This is a genomic window from Mucilaginibacter sp. P2_A4 (assembly GCF_056405015.1).
Map to the genome: position 1 here is coordinate 348,272 of NZ_JBFUCX010000005.1, position 16,978 is coordinate 365,249.

The window sequence follows — 16,978 nt, forward strand, 5'->3', positions numbered from 1 at the left end:
TTGATTTTCGGTCTACAGTTTCAATAGATCAAATTAACATACCCGGTAGAAAGATGAATATTACACAGGAAAAAGTAGATGCCCTGAATGCTGTTGTTAAAATCAACATTAACCCCGAAGATTATCAGCCACGTGTTGATAAAGCGATAAAGGAAAACGCAAAAAAAGCAAAATTGCCAGGTTTTCGCCCGGGTATGGTTCCCGCATCACATATAAAAAGAATGTATGGTAAAAGTATACTGGTTGAAGAAATCAATAACTTATTACAGGATACATTAACAAACTATATTGACGAGCAAAAGCTGCAGGTATTAGGCCAGCCATTGCCTAAGGTTGATGGTGAAAAAGAATATAACTGGGATTTTAACGATGATTTTGAGTTTAACTATGAACTGGGTTTAGCACCTGAGTTTAATATCGACTTTTCATCAAATGATAAAGTTACCCAGTATGTGATCAAAGTTGATGATGAAACATTGGCTTCACGTATCAAAAATATTCGCCGTAGCTATGGCAAAATGACAAATCCTGACGTATCGGCAGATGATGACGTTCTTTATAGTGAATTAGTACAGCTTTCTCCGGATGGTAGTGTTTTTGAGGGTGGGATAAACAATACGGCATCCGTACGTTTAGATCAGATCAAGGATGAAGCCATTAAAGCTTCATTGATTGGCCTTAAAAAAGGAGATGTATTAACGTTTGATATTCAGAAAGCTTATGATAACGATGCAGCTAAGGTTGCAGGGTTATTAAAGATAGAAGAAGACGAGGCGGCTGATTTAAAATCGAACTTTCAGTTAACTGTTAAAAATGTTAACAGGTTAGAAGAAGGCGATTTGAACCAGGAGTTCTTTGACAAATTATTTGGTGAAGGTGTAGTAACAACCGAAGCGGAATTCACAGCTAAAATTACCGAAGAGCTTGAAACAATGATGGTGCAGGATTCTGAACGCAAATTGCAGGATGATATCTACAAAACAAGCATTGCTAAAGTTGATTTTAATTTACCTGACGAATTTTTAAAACGCTGGTTAAAAGCTACAAACGAAAAACTGACTGCAGAAGAGCTGGAAGGTGGTTATAATGATTTTGCTCAAAACCTTAAATGGACTTTGATCGAGAACAAAATAATTACTGATAACAAGATCGAATTAAAATACGATGAAGTTTTCGCTTTGGCTAAACAACGTTTAGATCAGCAATTCAGAATGTACAGCCCGCAACCGATCCCTGAAGATCAGTTAGCGCAGTACACTGTTCAATACCTGCAAAACAAAGAGAATGCTAACAAGATATTTGAAGAGGTAAAAGCATTAAGGGTATTTGATTTTATTAAAAGTGTTATCACTTTAGATAAACAGGATATTTTGTTTACCGATTTTAATAAATTGGTTTCTGAAAAATAAGAATCCAATTTTGAATATAAAATTTACCAAAAGCAACTCACAAGGTTGCTTTTGGTGTATAATAGCATATTGTTAAAAGGCGTACTTAAAAAAAGCGTCATTGCGAGGTACGAAGCAATGACGGTATCGAAGAACCGGTAAAACGGAACCTAATGGTAGTCCTTTAACCTTCATCAACAAAAATAATTTTTACTTTATACAAACTATCTTTCTAAAATTGTATTCAACTAAAAACTATATTTATCGCAGGCAAAAAGCCTGCACCTAAAATTAACATACACAAAAACCATGAGTAGTAACATCGATAAAAACGAATTCAGAAATTACGCTGTTAAACACCACCGTATTAACAGTATTTACGTAGATAAATATATTTCAAATATTGAGCACAGTCGTACCCCAAGTGGTATTGCAACTGTACCAACCGGCATGACTCCTTATATTATTGAGGAACGCCAGCTAAATGTGGCCCAGATGGACGTGTTCTCACGTTTGATGATGGATCGTATCATTTTCCTGGGTGATGCTATTTATGAAAATATTGCAAACATTATTCAGGCTCAATTGCTATTCCTGCAATCGGCAGATAGTAAACGTGATATCCAGATCTATATCAATTCACCTGGAGGCTCGGTTTATGCAGGTTTAGGTATTTATGATACCATGCAATTCATTTCAAATGATGTAGCAACAATTTGTACAGGTATGGCTGCCTCAATGGCTGCCGTATTATTATGTGCAGGTACCGAAGGTAAGAGGGCCGCATTGCCACATGCAAGGGTAATGATCCACCAACCATCGGGAGGCGCGCAGGGCCAGCAATCAGATATTGAAATCACTTACCATGAAATCACTAAGCTGAAAAAGGAACTGTACCAGATAATTGCCGATCATAGCGGTGCACCATATGAAAAAGTTTGGGATGCATCTGATCGTGATTACTGGATGATTGCCGAAGAAGCCAAAGAGTTTGGAATGGTAGATGAGATTTTAAAAGGCAGCAAAGGTAAGAAAGTATAAGTGAAAGGTGAGTGGTGAAGGGTGAGTAGTGAATGGTAAGAGTGAAAGAATAATATTTTCACCATTCACTGCTCACCACTCTCTATTCACCGCTTATTGCTCCTTACTTTGATATCTCACTCCAATTAACTAATTTTGATTAAGTAAAGAATCAGATGAATAAGAACAGTAAGGAAATCAGATGTTCGTTTTGTGGCGCTGGTAAACAGGATTCCCTGATGTTGATTGCGGGGCTCGACGCTCATATTTGTGATAAGTGCGTTAACCAGGCTAATGAAATATTAGCTGAGGAGTTAAAGGTACGTAAAGTAAAAGCCTCGCCTTTGGCTCCGGCTTTGCTTAAACCATACGAGATCAAGACTCACCTGGATCAATATGTTATCGGGCAGGACGATGCCAAAAAGATATTATCCGTAGCCGTATACAATCATTACAAACGCCTTAATCAGCGTATTGATAAAGATGAAGTTGAGATTGAAAAATCAAACATCATTATGGTTGGTGAAACAGGTACGGGTAAAACCCTGCTTGCAAAAACACTGGCTAAAGTACTTAATGTTCCGTTTTGTATTTGCGATGCTACCGTGTTAACCGAAGCTGGCTATGTGGGCGAGGATGTGGAAAGCATACTTACCCGTTTACTGCAAGCCGCGGATTATGATGTAACTCTTGCCGAAAAAGGTATTGTTTATATTGACGAGGTTGATAAAATTGCCCGCAAAAGCGACAACGCCAGTATCACCCGGGATGTATCCGGCGAAGGTGTACAGCAAGCGTTATTGAAAATACTGGAAGGTACTATGGTTAATGTACCCCCTCAGGGTGGTCGTAAACATCCGGATCAGAAAATGATCACGGTTAATACCAGTAATATACTATTTATTTGCGGTGGCGCCTTTGATGGTATCGATCGTAAAATAGCAAACCGCCTGCGTACCCAAACAGTTGGTTATAAATTGAAGCGTGATGATGGTGAGGTGGATATGAAAAACCTGTACAAGTACATTACCCCGCAGGATTTGAAATCATTTGGCTTGATACCAGAGCTTATTGGCCGATTACCTATTTTAACGTATTTAAATCCGCTTGATAGGGAAGCATTACGCAATATATTAACTGAGCCTAAAAACTCATTATTGAAACAGTACAAGAAATTGTTTGAATATGAGGGTGTAAAGCTTGATTTTGAAGATGAAGTGCTTGAGTTTATTGTTGATAAGGCAATGGAATTTAAACTTGGAGCAAGGGGCTTACGATCAATTTGTGAAGCTATCATGATTGATGCAATGTTTGAGTTCCCATCAAAAAAAGATATAAAACGTTTGCATATCACGCTTGATTATGCACATGAAAAATTTGAAAAATCGGATCTGAAAAAATTAAAAGTAGCTTAACAATTAATACCAATTGAGGTAGCTATCTTTATTAAAATAAATGCAGACCCTGGTGCAACGCCGGGGTTTGTTGTATATGCAGAAATTTTCAACAGGCAGCTTCAGGGCTGCCATTGGAGATTAAAAGCAAAAATATTACGTATATGAACGAAAATTTAAATGTTAAAAAAAATCCTACTGATGCAGGTGTAGTAAAAGAAGTAGGTACCCCCGTAAAATCGGGATTGAAAACAAAAGAAGCCATTGTTGCCAACTGGCTTCCGCGTTATACGGGCAGGCCGCTCGAAGCTTTTGGTGATTACATCATATTGACCAATTTTTCTAAATACATCCAGCTGTTTTCGCAGTGGAACGATGATGCGCCAATTATGGGCTTAGAGAAACCGATGCAAAGCGTTACTGCAAACGGTATAACTATTATAAACTTTGGTATGGGAAGCTCGGTTGCAGCTACTGTAATGGATCTGCTTACTGCTATTCACCCCAAAGCGGTTATATTTTTAGGTAAATGCGGCGGACTTAAAAAGAAGAACAACGTAGGCGATCTTATCCTGCCCATAGCGGCCATCAGAGGCGAAGGAACATCAAACGATTACCTGCCACCAGAAGTGCCCGCATTGCCGTCGTTTGCCCTGCAGAAAGCCATATCTACTACCATTCGTGATTTTTCACGCGATTACTGGACAGGTACATGCTATACAACCAACCGCCGTGTTTGGGAACATGATAAAGTGTTTAAAAAGTATTTGAAGGATTTGCGTGCCATGGCCGTTGATATGGAAACAGCTACCATCTTCACAACCGGTTTCGCCAACAAAATACCAACAGGAGCATTACTGCTTGTATCAGACCAGCCAATGATTCCTGAAGGTGTAAAAACCGCCGAAAGTGATTCTGCAGTAAGTGAGCAATTCGTGGAAACGCACTTGAAAATAGGTATAGAATCACTGAAACAATTGATCAATAACGGCTTAACTGTTAAGCACCTGAAGTTTTAAGGGTAGTGAATGGGGTGATTGGGTGAGTGGTGGAAATGACTGGTTGTTTTAAAGCGATTTGGCTCTTTCGGGCTTACCCCGTTTTTGGACTTCCCTACTTATTGTTAACTTCGCAAAATGAACTTTTCGTCCAAATTACTGGAAAACGCTGTTGCCGAGTTTGCTAAACTACCGGGGGTGGGCCAAAAAACCGCCCTGCGTTTGGTTTTGCATTTGCTGAACCAGGATAAGCAGGAAGTGGAGCGGTTTAGTACTACTATCAGCAAACTGCGTAATGAAATTCAGTTTTGCTCCGTTTGTCACAATATATCTGATAATTCAGTTTGCGAGATCTGTTCATCCCACAAGCGCGATCAGAGCCTGATTTGCGTTGTTGAAGATACCCGGGATGTAATGGCTATTGAAAATACCAATCAATATAACGGGGTATATCATGTACTTGGGGGCTTAATATCCCCAATGGATGGGGTAGGCCCATCAGACTTGCAGGTTGATACTTTGGTAGAGCGCTTAAAGGCAAATGAAACCAAAGAGATCATTTTTGCCCTTAGCGCAACTATGGAAGGAGATACTACCTTGTTCTATCTTCATAAGAGAGTAAAATCTTTCAATATTACCATATCAACCATAGCCCGTGGCATAGCCTTTGGGGGGGAATTGGAGTACGTAGATGAGATCACCTTAGGGCGGTCCATTGCTACACGTGTTCCGTATGAAAATTCGCTGTCAAAGTAAGATATGAAACTATCCTTAATCATTGTAAATTACAATACCTGTCATATGCTCAGGATTGCCCTTAATTCGCTTGTAAGGGCCGCTTTGGGTATTGAGTACGAGATTTTTGTGATAGACAATGCATCTACAGATAAATCTGTAGATATGATTAAGAGTGAGTTTCCTGATATTAAAGTAATAGTTAATACATACCATGCAGGCATGGCTAAGGCTTATAACCAGGGTATCAAAGAAGCTACAGGAGAGTATATTTTAGTAGTCAATGCGGATACTATTACAGGCAAAAAAACAATTGAGAAGTCGCTTGAATTTATGGATCTGCATTTAGATGCCGGTGGCGTGGGGGTGCGTATGATAACGCCTGATGGCAGGTTTCTAACAGAATCGAAACATGGCTTTACACAACCATGGGAGGTGTTTTTCAAACTTACGGGTTTGGCAAAACATTTTTCAAAATCGCGTTTAACAGATATGCAGCGTAAGGATTGGGTAGAGGAGTTTCAAACGTCAGAAACTGATGTGCTGAATGGTGCTTTTATGCTCATGCGCAAAGAGGCTATTAACCATGCCGGGCTGTTTGATGAACGTTTCCATACTTATGGATATGATATTGATCTGAGCTATCGGATCAGGCTTGCCGGTTTTAAAAATTACTATTTCTCTAAAACATATATTATAAACTTCAACATTAAAAACAGGACTAAATTTAGCTGGAGTTACCTTAAGGAATTTTATGGCGCGATGATTATCTTCGCCACCAAATATTTATTTAGGGTGCCCGAAATTAAAGTGGAGGGACTACCGCAGCTATTCCCGTCTACTTATGAAGTTAAATGATAAAGTTATAGTTATTACCGGCGCGTCATCAGGCATCGGAAAATCATTAGCTATTGAATGTGCCAAACGTGGTGCCACCGTTGTACTTGCCGCCCGCCAGTATGTAACCCTTTGCATTATAACGGCAGATATTGAAAGGCGTTATCAAACCAAAGCATTAGCCATACAATGCGATGTAACAGTTGAGGATGATTGCGCTCAACTCATTAAACAAACCCTTACAACTTTTGGTAAAATTGATGTACTGATCAACAATGCGGGCATATCCATGAGGGCCTTGTTTAAAGATGTTGACCTGAAGGTATTAAAATCCTTGATGGATGTTAATTTTTGGGGAACAGTATATTGTACCAAGTATGCCTTGCCCGAGATCACCAAAACCCAGGGCAGTATAGTTGGCGTATCATCAATTGCCGGCTATAAAGGCCTGCCTGGCCGTGCAGGGTATTCCGCTTCAAAGTTTGCCATGAATGGGTTTCTGGATTCGCTTAGAGTGGAGAACCTGAAAACCGGTGTTCATATTCTTACTGCTTGTCCCGGTTTTACCGCATCTAATATTCGCAATACAGCGCTTAACAATGAAGGGATTGAGCAAAGGGAAAGCACATTGGAAGAGGACAAGATGATGACGCCTGACCAGGTGGCTAAAATTATTATTGATGGTGTTCAAAATCGCTCACGTACCCTTATCATGACCACACAAGGAAAACTAACCGTATTGTTGAGCAAGTTATTGCCAGCTTTTTTAGATAAGATGGTGTATAATGTTTTTGCAAAGGAGAAGAACCCGCTGTTGAGATAATTCATGTGTCTGAACCGGAATTTATTGAATTTGCAGAATTACCTAATTTAAAAATTCTGCAAATTCATTAATTCTAAAAATTCCGGTTCAGAAAAATATAAGCGCCAATAAGCTGCTAAACCAGCTCATAGTCACTAATTGTGCTCAGATCCAACACCACCCGTCCTTCTTCATTACGCTGAAAGGCTGGTTTAAATTTGGCACCCCATACAATATCATCATATTGATAAGATGTGCGCGAGTGAACCGTTTGGGAGAAAGTATCATCAAATGTTTTTAAAATAACGGATAGCCCTGCCTGGGTTCTTTCAAGCTCTTCGGGGCTAATGTCTTTTAGTGGGCTGTTATCGTCAAGCGGGTGTACCACCGTCCAGTTAAGGGTTAAAATGCTTACAGACTTACGTTCCAGTTCCAGCTGAAAAAATTTACGGATCACTTTACCATTAACTTCATCGTTATAGCTAAATACAACCTCCATTTCCAGGTCGATCAAAATATTGCGGCGCATATTAGCCAGGCGGAACATTAATCCGCGGCCATTTTCACGATATGGGGCAATCAGCACTTTATCGCTATACAGTATTTTAGCCGATGGCCTGGAGAAGCGCCCGTAAAGTAAGCCTGTTGCCAGGGCAAAAGCCAGCAAACCCATCATCGATTCAAATGCGGCTACACTATTTGCAGCCATCCCCCTGGGGCTGATGTGCCCGTAACCCACTGTTGAAATGGTTTGCGCCGAAAAAAAGAAGGCATCCATAAAGTGGTCGAAACTGGTATTGCCACTTTTGCCATCAAGCACGTCCGGGCCAATCGAAACATAAATGAAGGCGAAAATAATATTGGCTGTTAAATAGCCGCTTAAAACTATTGCCCAAAACTTACTCCAGCTCATGGTAATTAGCGCGTGGTAGTTATTTGAGGTGTTAAAAAATGGCAGCCCTGTACGTTTTACATTAATAGAACCATCCTTATTAATAACCGGCTGGCTTTTAACAACCGGCTGCGTACCAAAGCCAAGGTCATCTTCGGGGTTTATTTTTTGCGTTTGTATAGACATTTTTTTTAATTAATGAATTAGTGATTTAGTGAATTATTGATTTTTATAACGAAAGGGGGCCGCCTTTGCCAATTCAGTAAATCGATAATTCAGTAATTCAATAATTGCTTCTCTGTAAATTTATCAATCTGTTTGTTTTTATAAAAACTATTTCCATATTTGTGGCGTAAATGAAAATGAACGCATTAAATAACAATTGGTGGTGGCTTAACGAGTAATCGTGAGGCAATTCCGTTTTTTTGTTTTTTAAACACAATATTCAGAAGGGTTGCCATACGGTAACCCTTTTTTTATGTCTCACGGGCTCCTGAAGGGGGAGCGATAAACCGGGGCAAATAATAAATAACGTAAATCAAAAAATCCTCCTTTTGGGAGGGCGGGGGCGAGCATATGAAACAGATACTTAATCACCTTTTTGAACACAAAACCTTCAGCAGGGAGCAGTCGAAAGTTATTTTGATGAACATTGCGCAGGGCAAGTACAACAACTCGCAAATGGCAGCTTTTATGACGGCCTATTGCATGCGCAGTATTACCGTAAATGAGCTGGAAGGTTTCCGGGACGCCATGCTGGAGCTTTGCCTGCCAATTGATCTGGAAACAGGAGAACTGATAGATCTTTGCGGCACAGGTGGCGATGGAAAGGATACGTTCAATATCTCCACACTGGCTTCATTTGTGGTTGCCGGCGCGGGTTACAAAGTGGCCAAACACGGTAACTATGGCGTATCATCGGGTTGCGGATCATCAAACGTGATGGAGTATTTAGGCTATCAGTTTACCAATGATGCTGATAAGCTGAAAAGAGGAATTGATAAGGCAAATATTTGTTTTTTGCATGCGCCGTTATTTCACCCCGCTATGAAAACTGTGGCCCCCATACGCAAAGAATTGGCTGTAAAAACCTTTTTTAATATGCTTGGTCCCCTTGTTAACCCAGCAAAGCCAGAAAATCAACTGGTGGGGGTGTTTAACCTGGAGCTGGCGCGTGTGTATGCTTATCTTTACCAAAAATCAAGTATTAAATACACTATAGTAAATGCTTTGGAGGGTTATGATGAGGTTTCGCTCACCTGCGATTTTAAAACATTCTCTGCCGAAGGTGAAAAGATAAATAGTGTTGAAGGTTTAGGGTTCGAGAAATTGAATCCCGCTGATATTGCCGGTGGAGATACTGTAAGTGCATCGGCGGCGATATTTAGCAGTGTGCTTCATGCTAACGGAACCACGGCACAAAATAATGTAGTGCTTTCAAACGCTGCACTGGCCATAAAAACCATCTGCCCCGAAAAAACTTTTGCCGATTGTTTTTATGAGGCTGAGGAAGCTTTGTTAACTAAAAAGGCCCTTAACAGTTTTAATCTTTTATTGCAGAACTAAGCATGAAAATAAAAGTTTGTGGTTTAAGAGATCCGGAAAATATAAAAGCCGTAGCAGCCTTAGGGCCGGATTACGTAGGCTTTATATGTTACGGCCTTTCGCCAAGATACGTTGCTGAATTATCGGGGGATGTATTGAAAGATTTGCCTGCAAACATCCTGAAAACTGCAGTTTTTGTAAATGAAAGTGCGGAGACTATAAACTCATTGATAGATAAATATGCTTTTGATGTGATCCAGTTGCATGGCGATGAAAGCGCGGAGTTTAGCAACAGTTTCAGGAATAGGGTTACTGTTTTTAAAGCTTTTGGATTGGATGATGATTTTAATTTCGATGAGCTTGCAACTTATGAGAACAAAGTTGATTATTTTCTGTTCGATACCAAAACCGCTGCTTATGGTGGTTCCGGTAAAACATTTAACTGGGATATGTTGAATAACTACAAACTGGGTGTCCCATTCTTTTTATCGGGTGGCATCAGTTTGGATAACCTGGATGAAATAAAAAAGATTGATCACCCGCAATTTTATGGGGTTGATCTGAATAGTCGTTTTGAAACGGCGCCTGGTGTAAAAGACATCAGCAAGCTAAAACAAGCATTTGATATTATCAGAAACAAAATATTACCAATGAAGTACGGAGTTAACGAACATGGTTATTACGGCGATTTTGGCGGCGCCTACATCCCCGAAATGCTGTACCCAAACGTGGAGGAACTAAGACAGCAATACCTCAGCATCATTAACGATGCCGGTTTCAAAGCTGAATTTAACGACCTGTTGAAAAATTATGTAGGCCGGCCTTCGCCTTTATATCATGCTAAAAGATATTCTGAAAAGTATGGTGCCAATATATTTTTTAAGCGCGAGGATCTGAACCACACAGGTTCGCATAAGATCAATAATGCCATAGGGCAGATCTTACTGGCTAAACGCCTGGGTAAAAAACGCATCATTGCCGAAACCGGCGCCGGGCAGCATGGCGTAGCCACAGCCACAGTTTGTGCCCTGATGGGGATAGAATGTGTTGTATATATGGGCGAGATTGACATGGCCCGCCAGGCTCCTAATGTATCGCGCATGAAAATGTTGGGTGCTACGGTAAAACCGGCTTCATCTGGCAGTAAAACACTTAAGGATGCCACAAACGAAGCCATGCGCGACTGGATTGCTAACCCGGTTGATACGCATTACATCATTGGGTCGGTTGTTGGTCCTTACCCATATCCCGATATGGTGGCCCGTTTTCAATCGGTTATATCCGAAGAAACAAAAAAACAGTTACTTGAACAAACTGGTAAAGAGCTCCCCGAATATGTGATGGCCTGCGTGGGCGGTGGCAGTAATGCAATGGGGATGTTTTACCATTTTTTAGATGATGAACAGGTAAAACTCATTGCTGTTGAAGCTGCAGGTAAAGGTGTTGATAGCGGCCACTCGGCAGCAACAACCTTTTTGGGCCATGAAGGAGTATTGCATGGCAGCCGTACCATACTGATGCAAACGCCGGACGGGCAGGTTGTAGAGCCATATTCTATTTCGGCAGGGTTAGATTATCCCGGTATTGGTCCCCAGCATGCGCATTTGTATAAAATAAACCGCGCGCAATACACCAGCATTACCGATGATGAAGCTTTGCAGGCAGGTTTACTGTGTTCACAAATGGAAGGCATTATCCCGGCAATTGAAACAGCACACGCATTGGCGCAGCTGGAGAAAATGACATTCAAGACCGATGATACAGTAGTGATTTGTATCTCTGGCAGAGGAGATAAGGATCTGGATACATATATTAAATATTTTAATTTTTAGTTCGATATAATGAACCGTTTAAACCAGCTTTTCACATCAAAAAAGGATAACCTGTTATCCATCTACTTTACAGCCGGGTATCCTGCAATAAATACCACAGTTGATATTGCCGCGGCGTTGGAAAAAGCCGGAGCTGATTTTCTGGAAATAGGTTTTCCATATTCTGATCCTGTTGCCGACGGTCCCACCATTCAGCATAGTTCTGAACGGGCTTTAGAAAACGGGATGACCTTAAATGTATTATTTGAGGAACTAACCGAGCTGCGAAAAAGGGTAACAATCCCTATCCTGCTGATGGGATATTTTAACCCGATAGTACAATACGGTATCGAACGTTTCTGCAAAAAAGCGGCCGAACTGGGTGTTGATGGTATTATAGTTCCGGATTTGCCTATGTACGAATACGAGCAGATGTATTCCAGTTATTTTATTGATAATAACCTGAGCAATATATTCCTGGTTACACCTCAAACATCCGAAGATCGTATCCGCAAGATTGATGCATTGAGCAATAGCTTCATTTACCTGTTATCTTCCTCATCTATAACCGGCGGTAGTTTGCAGCTTACTAATAGCATTGAGGATTACTACAAGCGCATTAAAGCTATGGAGTTAAAAAATCCAACAATAATTGGCTTCGGGATATCAGACAATAATACCTTTAAACAAGCCTGCACTTATGCAAACGGCGCCATTGTGGGCAGTAAGTTTGTAAAACTTTTAGCCGAAGAAGGGTATATGGAAAAAATTCCGGGATTTATAAAATCGATAAGGCCGTAATGCGAAAGAAGGTAAGTTGAAACACATTCCAAAAGGCCTGTCAGTCTGAGCCTGTCGAAGACTCGAGCGGAGAGGCCTTTGCCCGCATGGTTCGACAGGCTCACCATGACAGCCCCCAAAAACACGTCATAGGTGGATGGAAAAATCTGTAAATCTCTAAAGGTGGAATTGATTTTAACGGATCTGTCGTTACAAATACATTTCCAAATCACCTTTACCTTCACGGATAATTTCAAAGTCGCCGGCAGTGCAGTCTACTACGGTTGATGCCACGTTATCGCCATAGCCGCCGTCAATCACTATATCAACCAAGTCTTCGTATTTCTCGTGGATCAGCTCAGGATCGGTAGCATATTCCATAATTTCATCGTCGTCTTTTATAGAGGTTGAAAGTATGGGATTGCCCAAAACACGTACAATTTCGCGGGCTATATTATTATCGGGTACCCTGATACCAACCGTTTTTTTGTTGGAGCTCAAGAGCTTTGGCACCATGTGGCTGGCATTAAATATAAAAGTGAACGGCCCCGGCAAGGCTTTTTTAAGCACCCGGAAGGTGGTATTATCTATTGGCTTGATATAATCAGATATGTGACTGAGATCATAACAGATAAAGGAGAAATTAGCCTTTTCGGGTTTAATATTCCTGATCTTGCAGATGGCTTCTATGGCTCTATGATTGGTAATATCACAACCCAGACCATAAATAGTATCAGTAGGATAAATGATCAGGCCGCCTTTGCGCAACACATCCACAACCTGTTCTATCGCTTTGGGGTTCGGGTTTTCGGGGTATATTTTAATGAGCATAATAGTTACACAAATATACCTTTAAGTTAGTTTAAAAAATGTGCGTTTCATAGTTATAACGCTTTATAAATACGCATAACTTTATAATATGGAACTTTAAATCATTTAAGTAAGCTGAATATTCAATTCACGGCAACCCTAAAAAAAGCCCAAACCAAGGAGGTTGGAAAGGTGATTGGGAAAGGGTAGGAGACAGTGTTACAGTTCACCTTGAAGAACAACTGTTAAGATAATGATTGTGCTATGACGGATATTAACAGTGAAAACTGCCTGGCATTTATAAGTGCCGGGCCAAAATACTTTTCCCGGATAACAGGTAAATTGCCTATTTCCTTTTCAACGTGGTGTGCGCCTTAGCTCCATTTACCGCAATATCAACCCCGATTGAGTCGCCATAAAACTTGCCGCTATGCGGAATCTCCATATCGCCTAACGTTACGGTGAATGTGAATTTATCGCCGTTTATTTTACCGTCATCAATAGGTAGTTCGCCTTTAGGTGTTTGTGCGGTGCCGGTTAATTTATCGCCATCAATTTTAAAGTTATAAACCAGTGGATATTGATCACCATTGTCTGTGGTGAGGATGCCCGCCCATTTGCCGGCGAAATCGGCAAAGGCAGCAAAACAGGTTAAAAAGCATAATGATAACAAGGCAGTTGTTAAAAATTTTCTTTTCATGGATGTTGTTTTTATCTGCCGGTAAAAGTAAAATCCCTATTAAAATTTATCATGAACAATAGGTTAAGTTTCATTCAATTTGTCCATGATGAAAATGTGCCGGAGGTACGAAATTTATAAATGATTCAAATAAAGGTTTTGGGCAGAATACAGATTGCACCTTGTAAGGGGAGGACGGCTATTGGCATAAAAAAGCGTGAGGTGAAAGGCATTCATCTCACGCAAAGAGAAACTGTTAAGCCTACTCAAATTTATCGGCTATTACCTGGATCTTCTTTCCTGGCTTTTCCTCGGCTTCAAACGTAAGGGTAACTTTGCCCGCTGCACCGGTAATAGTTATAGTGGCGTTTTTTTCGTGGTCGCCATTTTCATCACTAAGTTTTGCTTTAATAACTGTTTTACCTTCTTTAAAAGGCGTTTTCCAGTCGCAGGTTTTTGAGCTGATTTGTCCCGACATCTTATGATCCTCACCTCCGGGAACAATGGTTATTTCTGTTTTAGAAATAGTAATAACCGTGTGTTCATCCCTGCTGTCAATGTTTCCCTGGTCATCAAGCTGACTTGTTTTTGATGATGTTAAGGTTACGGTTTGGTCGCACTGTGCAAAAACTGCTGTGGTGCCGGCTATCATCAAAAAGATGATGATAAGCGTTTTTTTTAAGTTGAATACTGTTTTCATTTGTTGATTATTAAATTTAAATAAAGATAAATGTTTTATATAGTATTATGCAATACAAAGTACTATATAAATTACATAAATTATCAGTGTTTTAAATTGATTTTCTATTGAGCTAATTTTAGGCTACTACATGCTAAAATTAATTATTGTAAAAAGAACAATTAATGTACATTTGAAATATAGTACCTTTTATTGTAGCCTATTATTTTAACCCGTTATGAATAAAAAAATCTGTTTATTAATAGCTGTATGCTGCAGCTTTTCGGCATTTGCGCAAAAACAGCAGGATTACCCCATACAGCCGGTTTCGTTTACCAGTGTAAAGCTTACCGATCATTTTTGGACCTCGCGTATCGAAACCAATCGGACAGCAACAATTCCGGCGTCTTTCGCGCGTTGCGAAAGTACTGGCAGGGTTAAAAACTTTCAAATGGCGGCTGCTCACTCGGGCAAGTTTTGTACTACCTACCCTTTTGATGATACCGATATTTATAAAACCATTGAGGGTGCCTCTTACTCTTTAGCCGTTCATCCCGATAAACAACTGGATCATTACCTCGATTCGCTTATTACCATAGTTGGCAAGGCACAGGAACCAGATGGTTACCTATACACCGCCCGTACCATTGATCCCATACATCCACAAGCCTGGGCAGGGCCCGAAAGATGGGTTAACGAGCAAAACATGAGCCATGAGCTATATAACTGCGGTCACATGTTTGAAGCCGCTGCCGCTCATTATATGGCCACAGGCAAACGTAACTTTTTAAACATCGCCCTAAAAAATGCCGATTTGCTGGTACGCACTTTTGGCCCGGGTAAAAGAACTGTAGCACCTGGGCACGAGATTGTGGAAATGGGCCTGGTACGCCTGTACCGCATCAGTGGCAAAAAGGAATATCTTGACCTGGCCAAATTTTTTATTGATGCCCGTGGTCACAAGGAATATAATACAAAAAGCAAAAATCCATTCGAGAATGGTGTTTACTGGCAGGATAATACTCCTGTTACCAACCAGGATGAAGCCGAAGGACATGCTGTACGGGCTATGTACCTATACTCGGGAATGACAGATGTTGCCGCGCTTACCGGTGATAAAGAATACATAGCTGCCATTGACAAAATATGGGAGAACATGGTAAGCAAGAAAATATACGTGCAAGGCAGTATTGGTGCTGTTGGAGATGGGGAACGCTTTGGCGGCAATTACGAATTGCCTAACACAACCGCTTACAATGAAACTTGTGCGGCCATAGGCAACGTATTTTGGAACCAACGTATGTTTTTACTCCATGGCGATTCTAAATACATAGATCTGTTGGAGAAAACCTTATATAATGGATTAATATCGGGCGTGGGGCTTGACGGTAAATCTTTTTTTTACACCAATGCCATGCAGATCCGCGATAGCTTTACACATCCGGATATTGAACGTGAGCGTTCTGGTTGGTTTACCTGCTCATGCTGCCCAACCAATATTGTACGCCTTATTCCGTCTATCCCCGGGTATATGTACGCGCAAAACGGAAAGGATGTTTATGTGAACCTGTTCATCAGCGGATCGGCAAATTTAAAAGTGAATGATAAAGCGCTTAAAATAACCCAGCAAAATAATTACCCATGGGATGGCGGCTTGGTATTCAATATTGATCCTACCGCTGCTATGGATATGAATCTCAGGATCCGTATACCGGGATGGGCGCAAAATGAAGCTATCCCGTCTGATCTGTACAGCTATGAAAAGTCATCGGCACAAAAAATAGCAATCAAAGTGAACGGCAAAGCTATTGATTACCAAATGGAGCATGGATATGCGGTAATCAGCAAAAAATGGAAAAAGAACGATAAAGTTGAACTAACCCTGCCTATGGACGTGCAGCGCGTTATTGCCAACCAAAAATTGAATGACGATAATGGTAAAGTTGCTATCCAGCGCGGCCCCATCATGTACTGCGCCGAGTGGAAGGATAACGCTGGTAAACCCAGTAGTTTCATTATACCTAAGGATGTTGTTTTTACCCCATCATATGATGCTAATTTGCTAAATGGCGTTATGACTTTAAAGGCCGAAGTGAAAAGTGTTAATGTTGATGAGGCTGCTCAAAATGTAAGTACCGGTAACAGTACTTTAACAGCTATTCCTTATTATTCATGGGCAAATAGGGGTAAAGGAGAGATGACAGTATGGTTCCCGGAGCAGGTAAAATTTGTTGACCTGCTGAGTAAGTAGAGGAACTTAATCTCCGTCGTTATTTTGAGATATTTTATAATGAGATGATTGTAAGCTTGTTGATATAAGTGTACATCTAATACCCATGAGGTATTTGCTAAAACCCTTTTTGTCATCCTGAGTTGTAAAATCCTGTGGCCTCTAAAGGTTAAATGACATATTTTTGTATAGCCGTGCAGCATGGCCGAACGAGTTATAGTGCTTAATGCCTGTTGCTGAGCATGGTTCCGAAGAACAGAGTCTGAAGGTGTGGTACGATCATACTGATTTGTCCGATGGGTAGCCTGTCTTTTCTTTATACTCCTTCGGGCACGGCTTATTAATAAAATAAGTCATTAATGGAAAAGATGCATTTTC

General features: G+C 40.6%; 15 protein-coding genes. 11 read left to right on the top strand and 4 right to left on the bottom strand.

Annotation, left to right across the window (positions count from 1 at the left end; all coding sequences use genetic code 11):
* Positions 1 to 53 precede the first annotated feature (53 nt).
* The 7 genes from tig (at position 54) to AC1DYB_RS12640 (ending at position 7,195) form a co-directional block, all read left to right on the top strand.
* Positions 54 to 1,409 (top strand): trigger factor, encoded by a 1,356-nt coding sequence (gene tig, locus AC1DYB_RS12610; protein WP_295719707.1) that lies wholly within the window; start codon positions 54 to 56, stop codon positions 1,407 to 1,409.
* Positions 1,410 to 1,697: 288 nt separating this feature from the next.
* The gene (locus tag AC1DYB_RS12615; protein WP_295719705.1) at positions 1,698 to 2,429 is read left to right on the top strand and encodes an ATP-dependent Clp protease proteolytic subunit; all 732 of its coding nucleotides are present in this window, start codon (positions 1,698 to 1,700) and stop codon (positions 2,427 to 2,429) included.
* A gap of 155 nt (positions 2,430 to 2,584) precedes the next feature.
* Positions 2,585 to 3,823 carry an ATP-dependent Clp protease ATP-binding subunit ClpX gene (gene clpX, locus AC1DYB_RS12620; protein ID WP_477399766.1) on the top strand — a complete coding sequence of 413 codons (1,239 nt, stop codon included), beginning with the start codon at positions 2,585 to 2,587 and terminating at the stop codon, positions 3,821 to 3,823.
* 143 nt (positions 3,824 to 3,966) lie between these two features.
* Positions 3,967 to 4,821 (top strand): AMP nucleosidase, encoded by an 855-nt coding sequence (locus AC1DYB_RS12625; RefSeq protein WP_295719700.1) that lies wholly within the window; start codon positions 3,967 to 3,969, stop codon positions 4,819 to 4,821.
* A 117-nt stretch (positions 4,822 to 4,938) separates the two neighbouring features.
* The gene (recR, locus tag AC1DYB_RS12630) at positions 4,939 to 5,556 is read left to right on the top strand and encodes a recombination mediator RecR (RefSeq protein WP_295719698.1); all 618 of its coding nucleotides are present in this window, start codon (positions 4,939 to 4,941) and stop codon (positions 5,554 to 5,556) included.
* Between the two features lie 3 nt (positions 5,557 to 5,559).
* On the top strand, positions 5,560 to 6,393 hold the full coding sequence (locus AC1DYB_RS12635) for a glycosyltransferase family 2 protein (RefSeq protein ID WP_295719696.1): 834 nt from the start codon (positions 5,560 to 5,562) through the stop codon (positions 6,391 to 6,393).
* Positions 6,380 to 7,195: an SDR family oxidoreductase gene (locus AC1DYB_RS12640; RefSeq protein ID WP_477435335.1), complete on the top strand. Its 816-nt coding sequence runs from the start codon at positions 6,380 to 6,382 to the stop codon at positions 7,193 to 7,195. Before AC1DYB_RS12635 ends, AC1DYB_RS12640 begins: the two co-directional genes overlap by 14 nt.
* 115 nt (positions 7,196 to 7,310) lie before the next feature.
* Here the strand turns inward: AC1DYB_RS12640 and AC1DYB_RS12645 are convergent, their stop codons facing one another.
* Positions 7,311 to 8,252: an ion channel gene (locus tag AC1DYB_RS12645; protein ID WP_477435337.1), complete on the bottom strand. Its 942-nt coding sequence runs from the start codon at positions 8,250 to 8,252 to the stop codon at positions 7,311 to 7,313.
* Between the two features lie 390 nt (positions 8,253 to 8,642).
* On the opposite strand from AC1DYB_RS12645, the gene trpD reads away from it, so the two are divergent.
* From trpD to trpA, 3 genes are read left to right on the top strand one after another with little or no spacing between them, the layout of a single operon-like run.
* Entirely contained in the window at positions 8,643 to 9,632 is a 990-nt protein-coding gene (trpD, locus tag AC1DYB_RS12650; protein WP_477435339.1) for an anthranilate phosphoribosyltransferase, read from the top strand.
* A 2-nt stretch (positions 9,633 to 9,634) separates the two neighbouring features.
* Positions 9,635 to 11,443, top strand: coding sequence for a bifunctional phosphoribosylanthranilate isomerase/tryptophan synthase subunit beta (locus AC1DYB_RS12655; protein WP_477435341.1), 1,809 nt, complete (start codon positions 9,635 to 9,637; stop codon positions 11,441 to 11,443).
* Positions 11,444 to 11,452: 9 nt separating this feature from the next.
* Entirely contained in the window at positions 11,453 to 12,223 is a 771-nt protein-coding gene (gene trpA, locus AC1DYB_RS12660) for a tryptophan synthase subunit alpha (RefSeq protein WP_477435343.1), read from the top strand.
* A 189-nt stretch (positions 12,224 to 12,412) separates the two neighbouring features.
* On the opposite strand, the gene AC1DYB_RS12665 is transcribed toward trpA, so the two are convergent.
* The 3 genes from AC1DYB_RS12665 to AC1DYB_RS12675 all read right to left on the bottom strand — a co-directional run bounded on the left by AC1DYB_RS12665 (position 12,413) and on the right by AC1DYB_RS12675 (position 14,391).
* Positions 12,413 to 13,033, bottom strand: coding sequence for an L-threonylcarbamoyladenylate synthase (locus AC1DYB_RS12665; protein WP_295719681.1), 621 nt, complete (start codon positions 13,031 to 13,033; stop codon positions 12,413 to 12,415).
* Positions 13,034 to 13,358: 325 nt separating this feature from the next.
* Positions 13,359 to 13,712: a hypothetical protein gene (locus AC1DYB_RS12670; protein WP_295719676.1), complete on the bottom strand. Its 354-nt coding sequence runs from the start codon at positions 13,710 to 13,712 to the stop codon at positions 13,359 to 13,361.
* Between the two features lie 241 nt (positions 13,713 to 13,953).
* Complete coding sequence (locus AC1DYB_RS12675; protein WP_477435345.1) at positions 13,954 to 14,391, bottom strand: hypothetical protein; 438 nt, start codon at positions 14,389 to 14,391, stop codon at positions 13,954 to 13,956.
* Positions 14,392 to 14,608: 217 nt separating this feature from the next.
* Here AC1DYB_RS12675 and AC1DYB_RS12680 point away from each other — a divergent pair, with 217 nt between their 5' ends.
* Positions 14,609 to 16,621: a glycoside hydrolase family 127 protein gene (locus AC1DYB_RS12680; RefSeq protein WP_477435347.1), complete on the top strand. Its 2,013-nt coding sequence runs from the start codon at positions 14,609 to 14,611 to the stop codon at positions 16,619 to 16,621.
* Positions 16,622 to 16,978 lie beyond the last annotated feature (357 nt).

Bases quoted from the DNA above. Each gene is read 5' to 3' on its own strand.
- tig (WP_295719707.1), top strand. From the start codon at position 54: ATGAATATTACACAGGAAAAAGTAGATGCCCTGAATGCTGTTGTTAAA.
- AC1DYB_RS12615 (WP_295719705.1), top strand. From the start codon at position 1,698: ATGAGTAGTAACATCGATAAAAACGAATTCAGAAATTACGCTGTTAAA.
- clpX (WP_477399766.1), top strand. From the start codon at position 2,585: ATGAATAAGAACAGTAAGGAAATCAGATGTTCGTTTTGTGGCGCTGGT.
- AC1DYB_RS12625 (WP_295719700.1), top strand. From the start codon at position 3,967: ATGAACGAAAATTTAAATGTTAAAAAAAATCCTACTGATGCAGGTGTA.
- recR (WP_295719698.1), top strand. From the start codon at position 4,939: ATGAACTTTTCGTCCAAATTACTGGAAAACGCTGTTGCCGAGTTTGCT.
- AC1DYB_RS12635 (WP_295719696.1), top strand. From the start codon at position 5,560: ATGAAACTATCCTTAATCATTGTAAATTACAATACCTGTCATATGCTC.
- AC1DYB_RS12640 (WP_477435335.1), top strand. From the start codon at position 6,380: ATGAAGTTAAATGATAAAGTTATAGTTATTACCGGCGCGTCATCAGGC.
- AC1DYB_RS12645 (WP_477435337.1), bottom strand. From the start codon at position 8,252: ATGTCTATACAAACGCAAAAAATAAACCCCGAAGATGACCTTGGCTTT.
- trpD (WP_477435339.1), top strand. From the start codon at position 8,643: ATGAAACAGATACTTAATCACCTTTTTGAACACAAAACCTTCAGCAGG.
- AC1DYB_RS12655 (WP_477435341.1), top strand. From the start codon at position 9,635: ATGAAAATAAAAGTTTGTGGTTTAAGAGATCCGGAAAATATAAAAGCC.
- trpA (WP_477435343.1), top strand. From the start codon at position 11,453: ATGAACCGTTTAAACCAGCTTTTCACATCAAAAAAGGATAACCTGTTA.
- AC1DYB_RS12665 (WP_295719681.1), bottom strand. From the start codon at position 13,033: ATGCTCATTAAAATATACCCCGAAAACCCGAACCCCAAAGCGATAGAA.
- AC1DYB_RS12670 (WP_295719676.1), bottom strand. From the start codon at position 13,712: ATGAAAAGAAAATTTTTAACAACTGCCTTGTTATCATTATGCTTTTTA.
- AC1DYB_RS12675 (WP_477435345.1), bottom strand. From the start codon at position 14,391: ATGAAAACAGTATTCAACTTAAAAAAAACGCTTATCATCATCTTTTTG.
- AC1DYB_RS12680 (WP_477435347.1), top strand. From the start codon at position 14,609: ATGAATAAAAAAATCTGTTTATTAATAGCTGTATGCTGCAGCTTTTCG.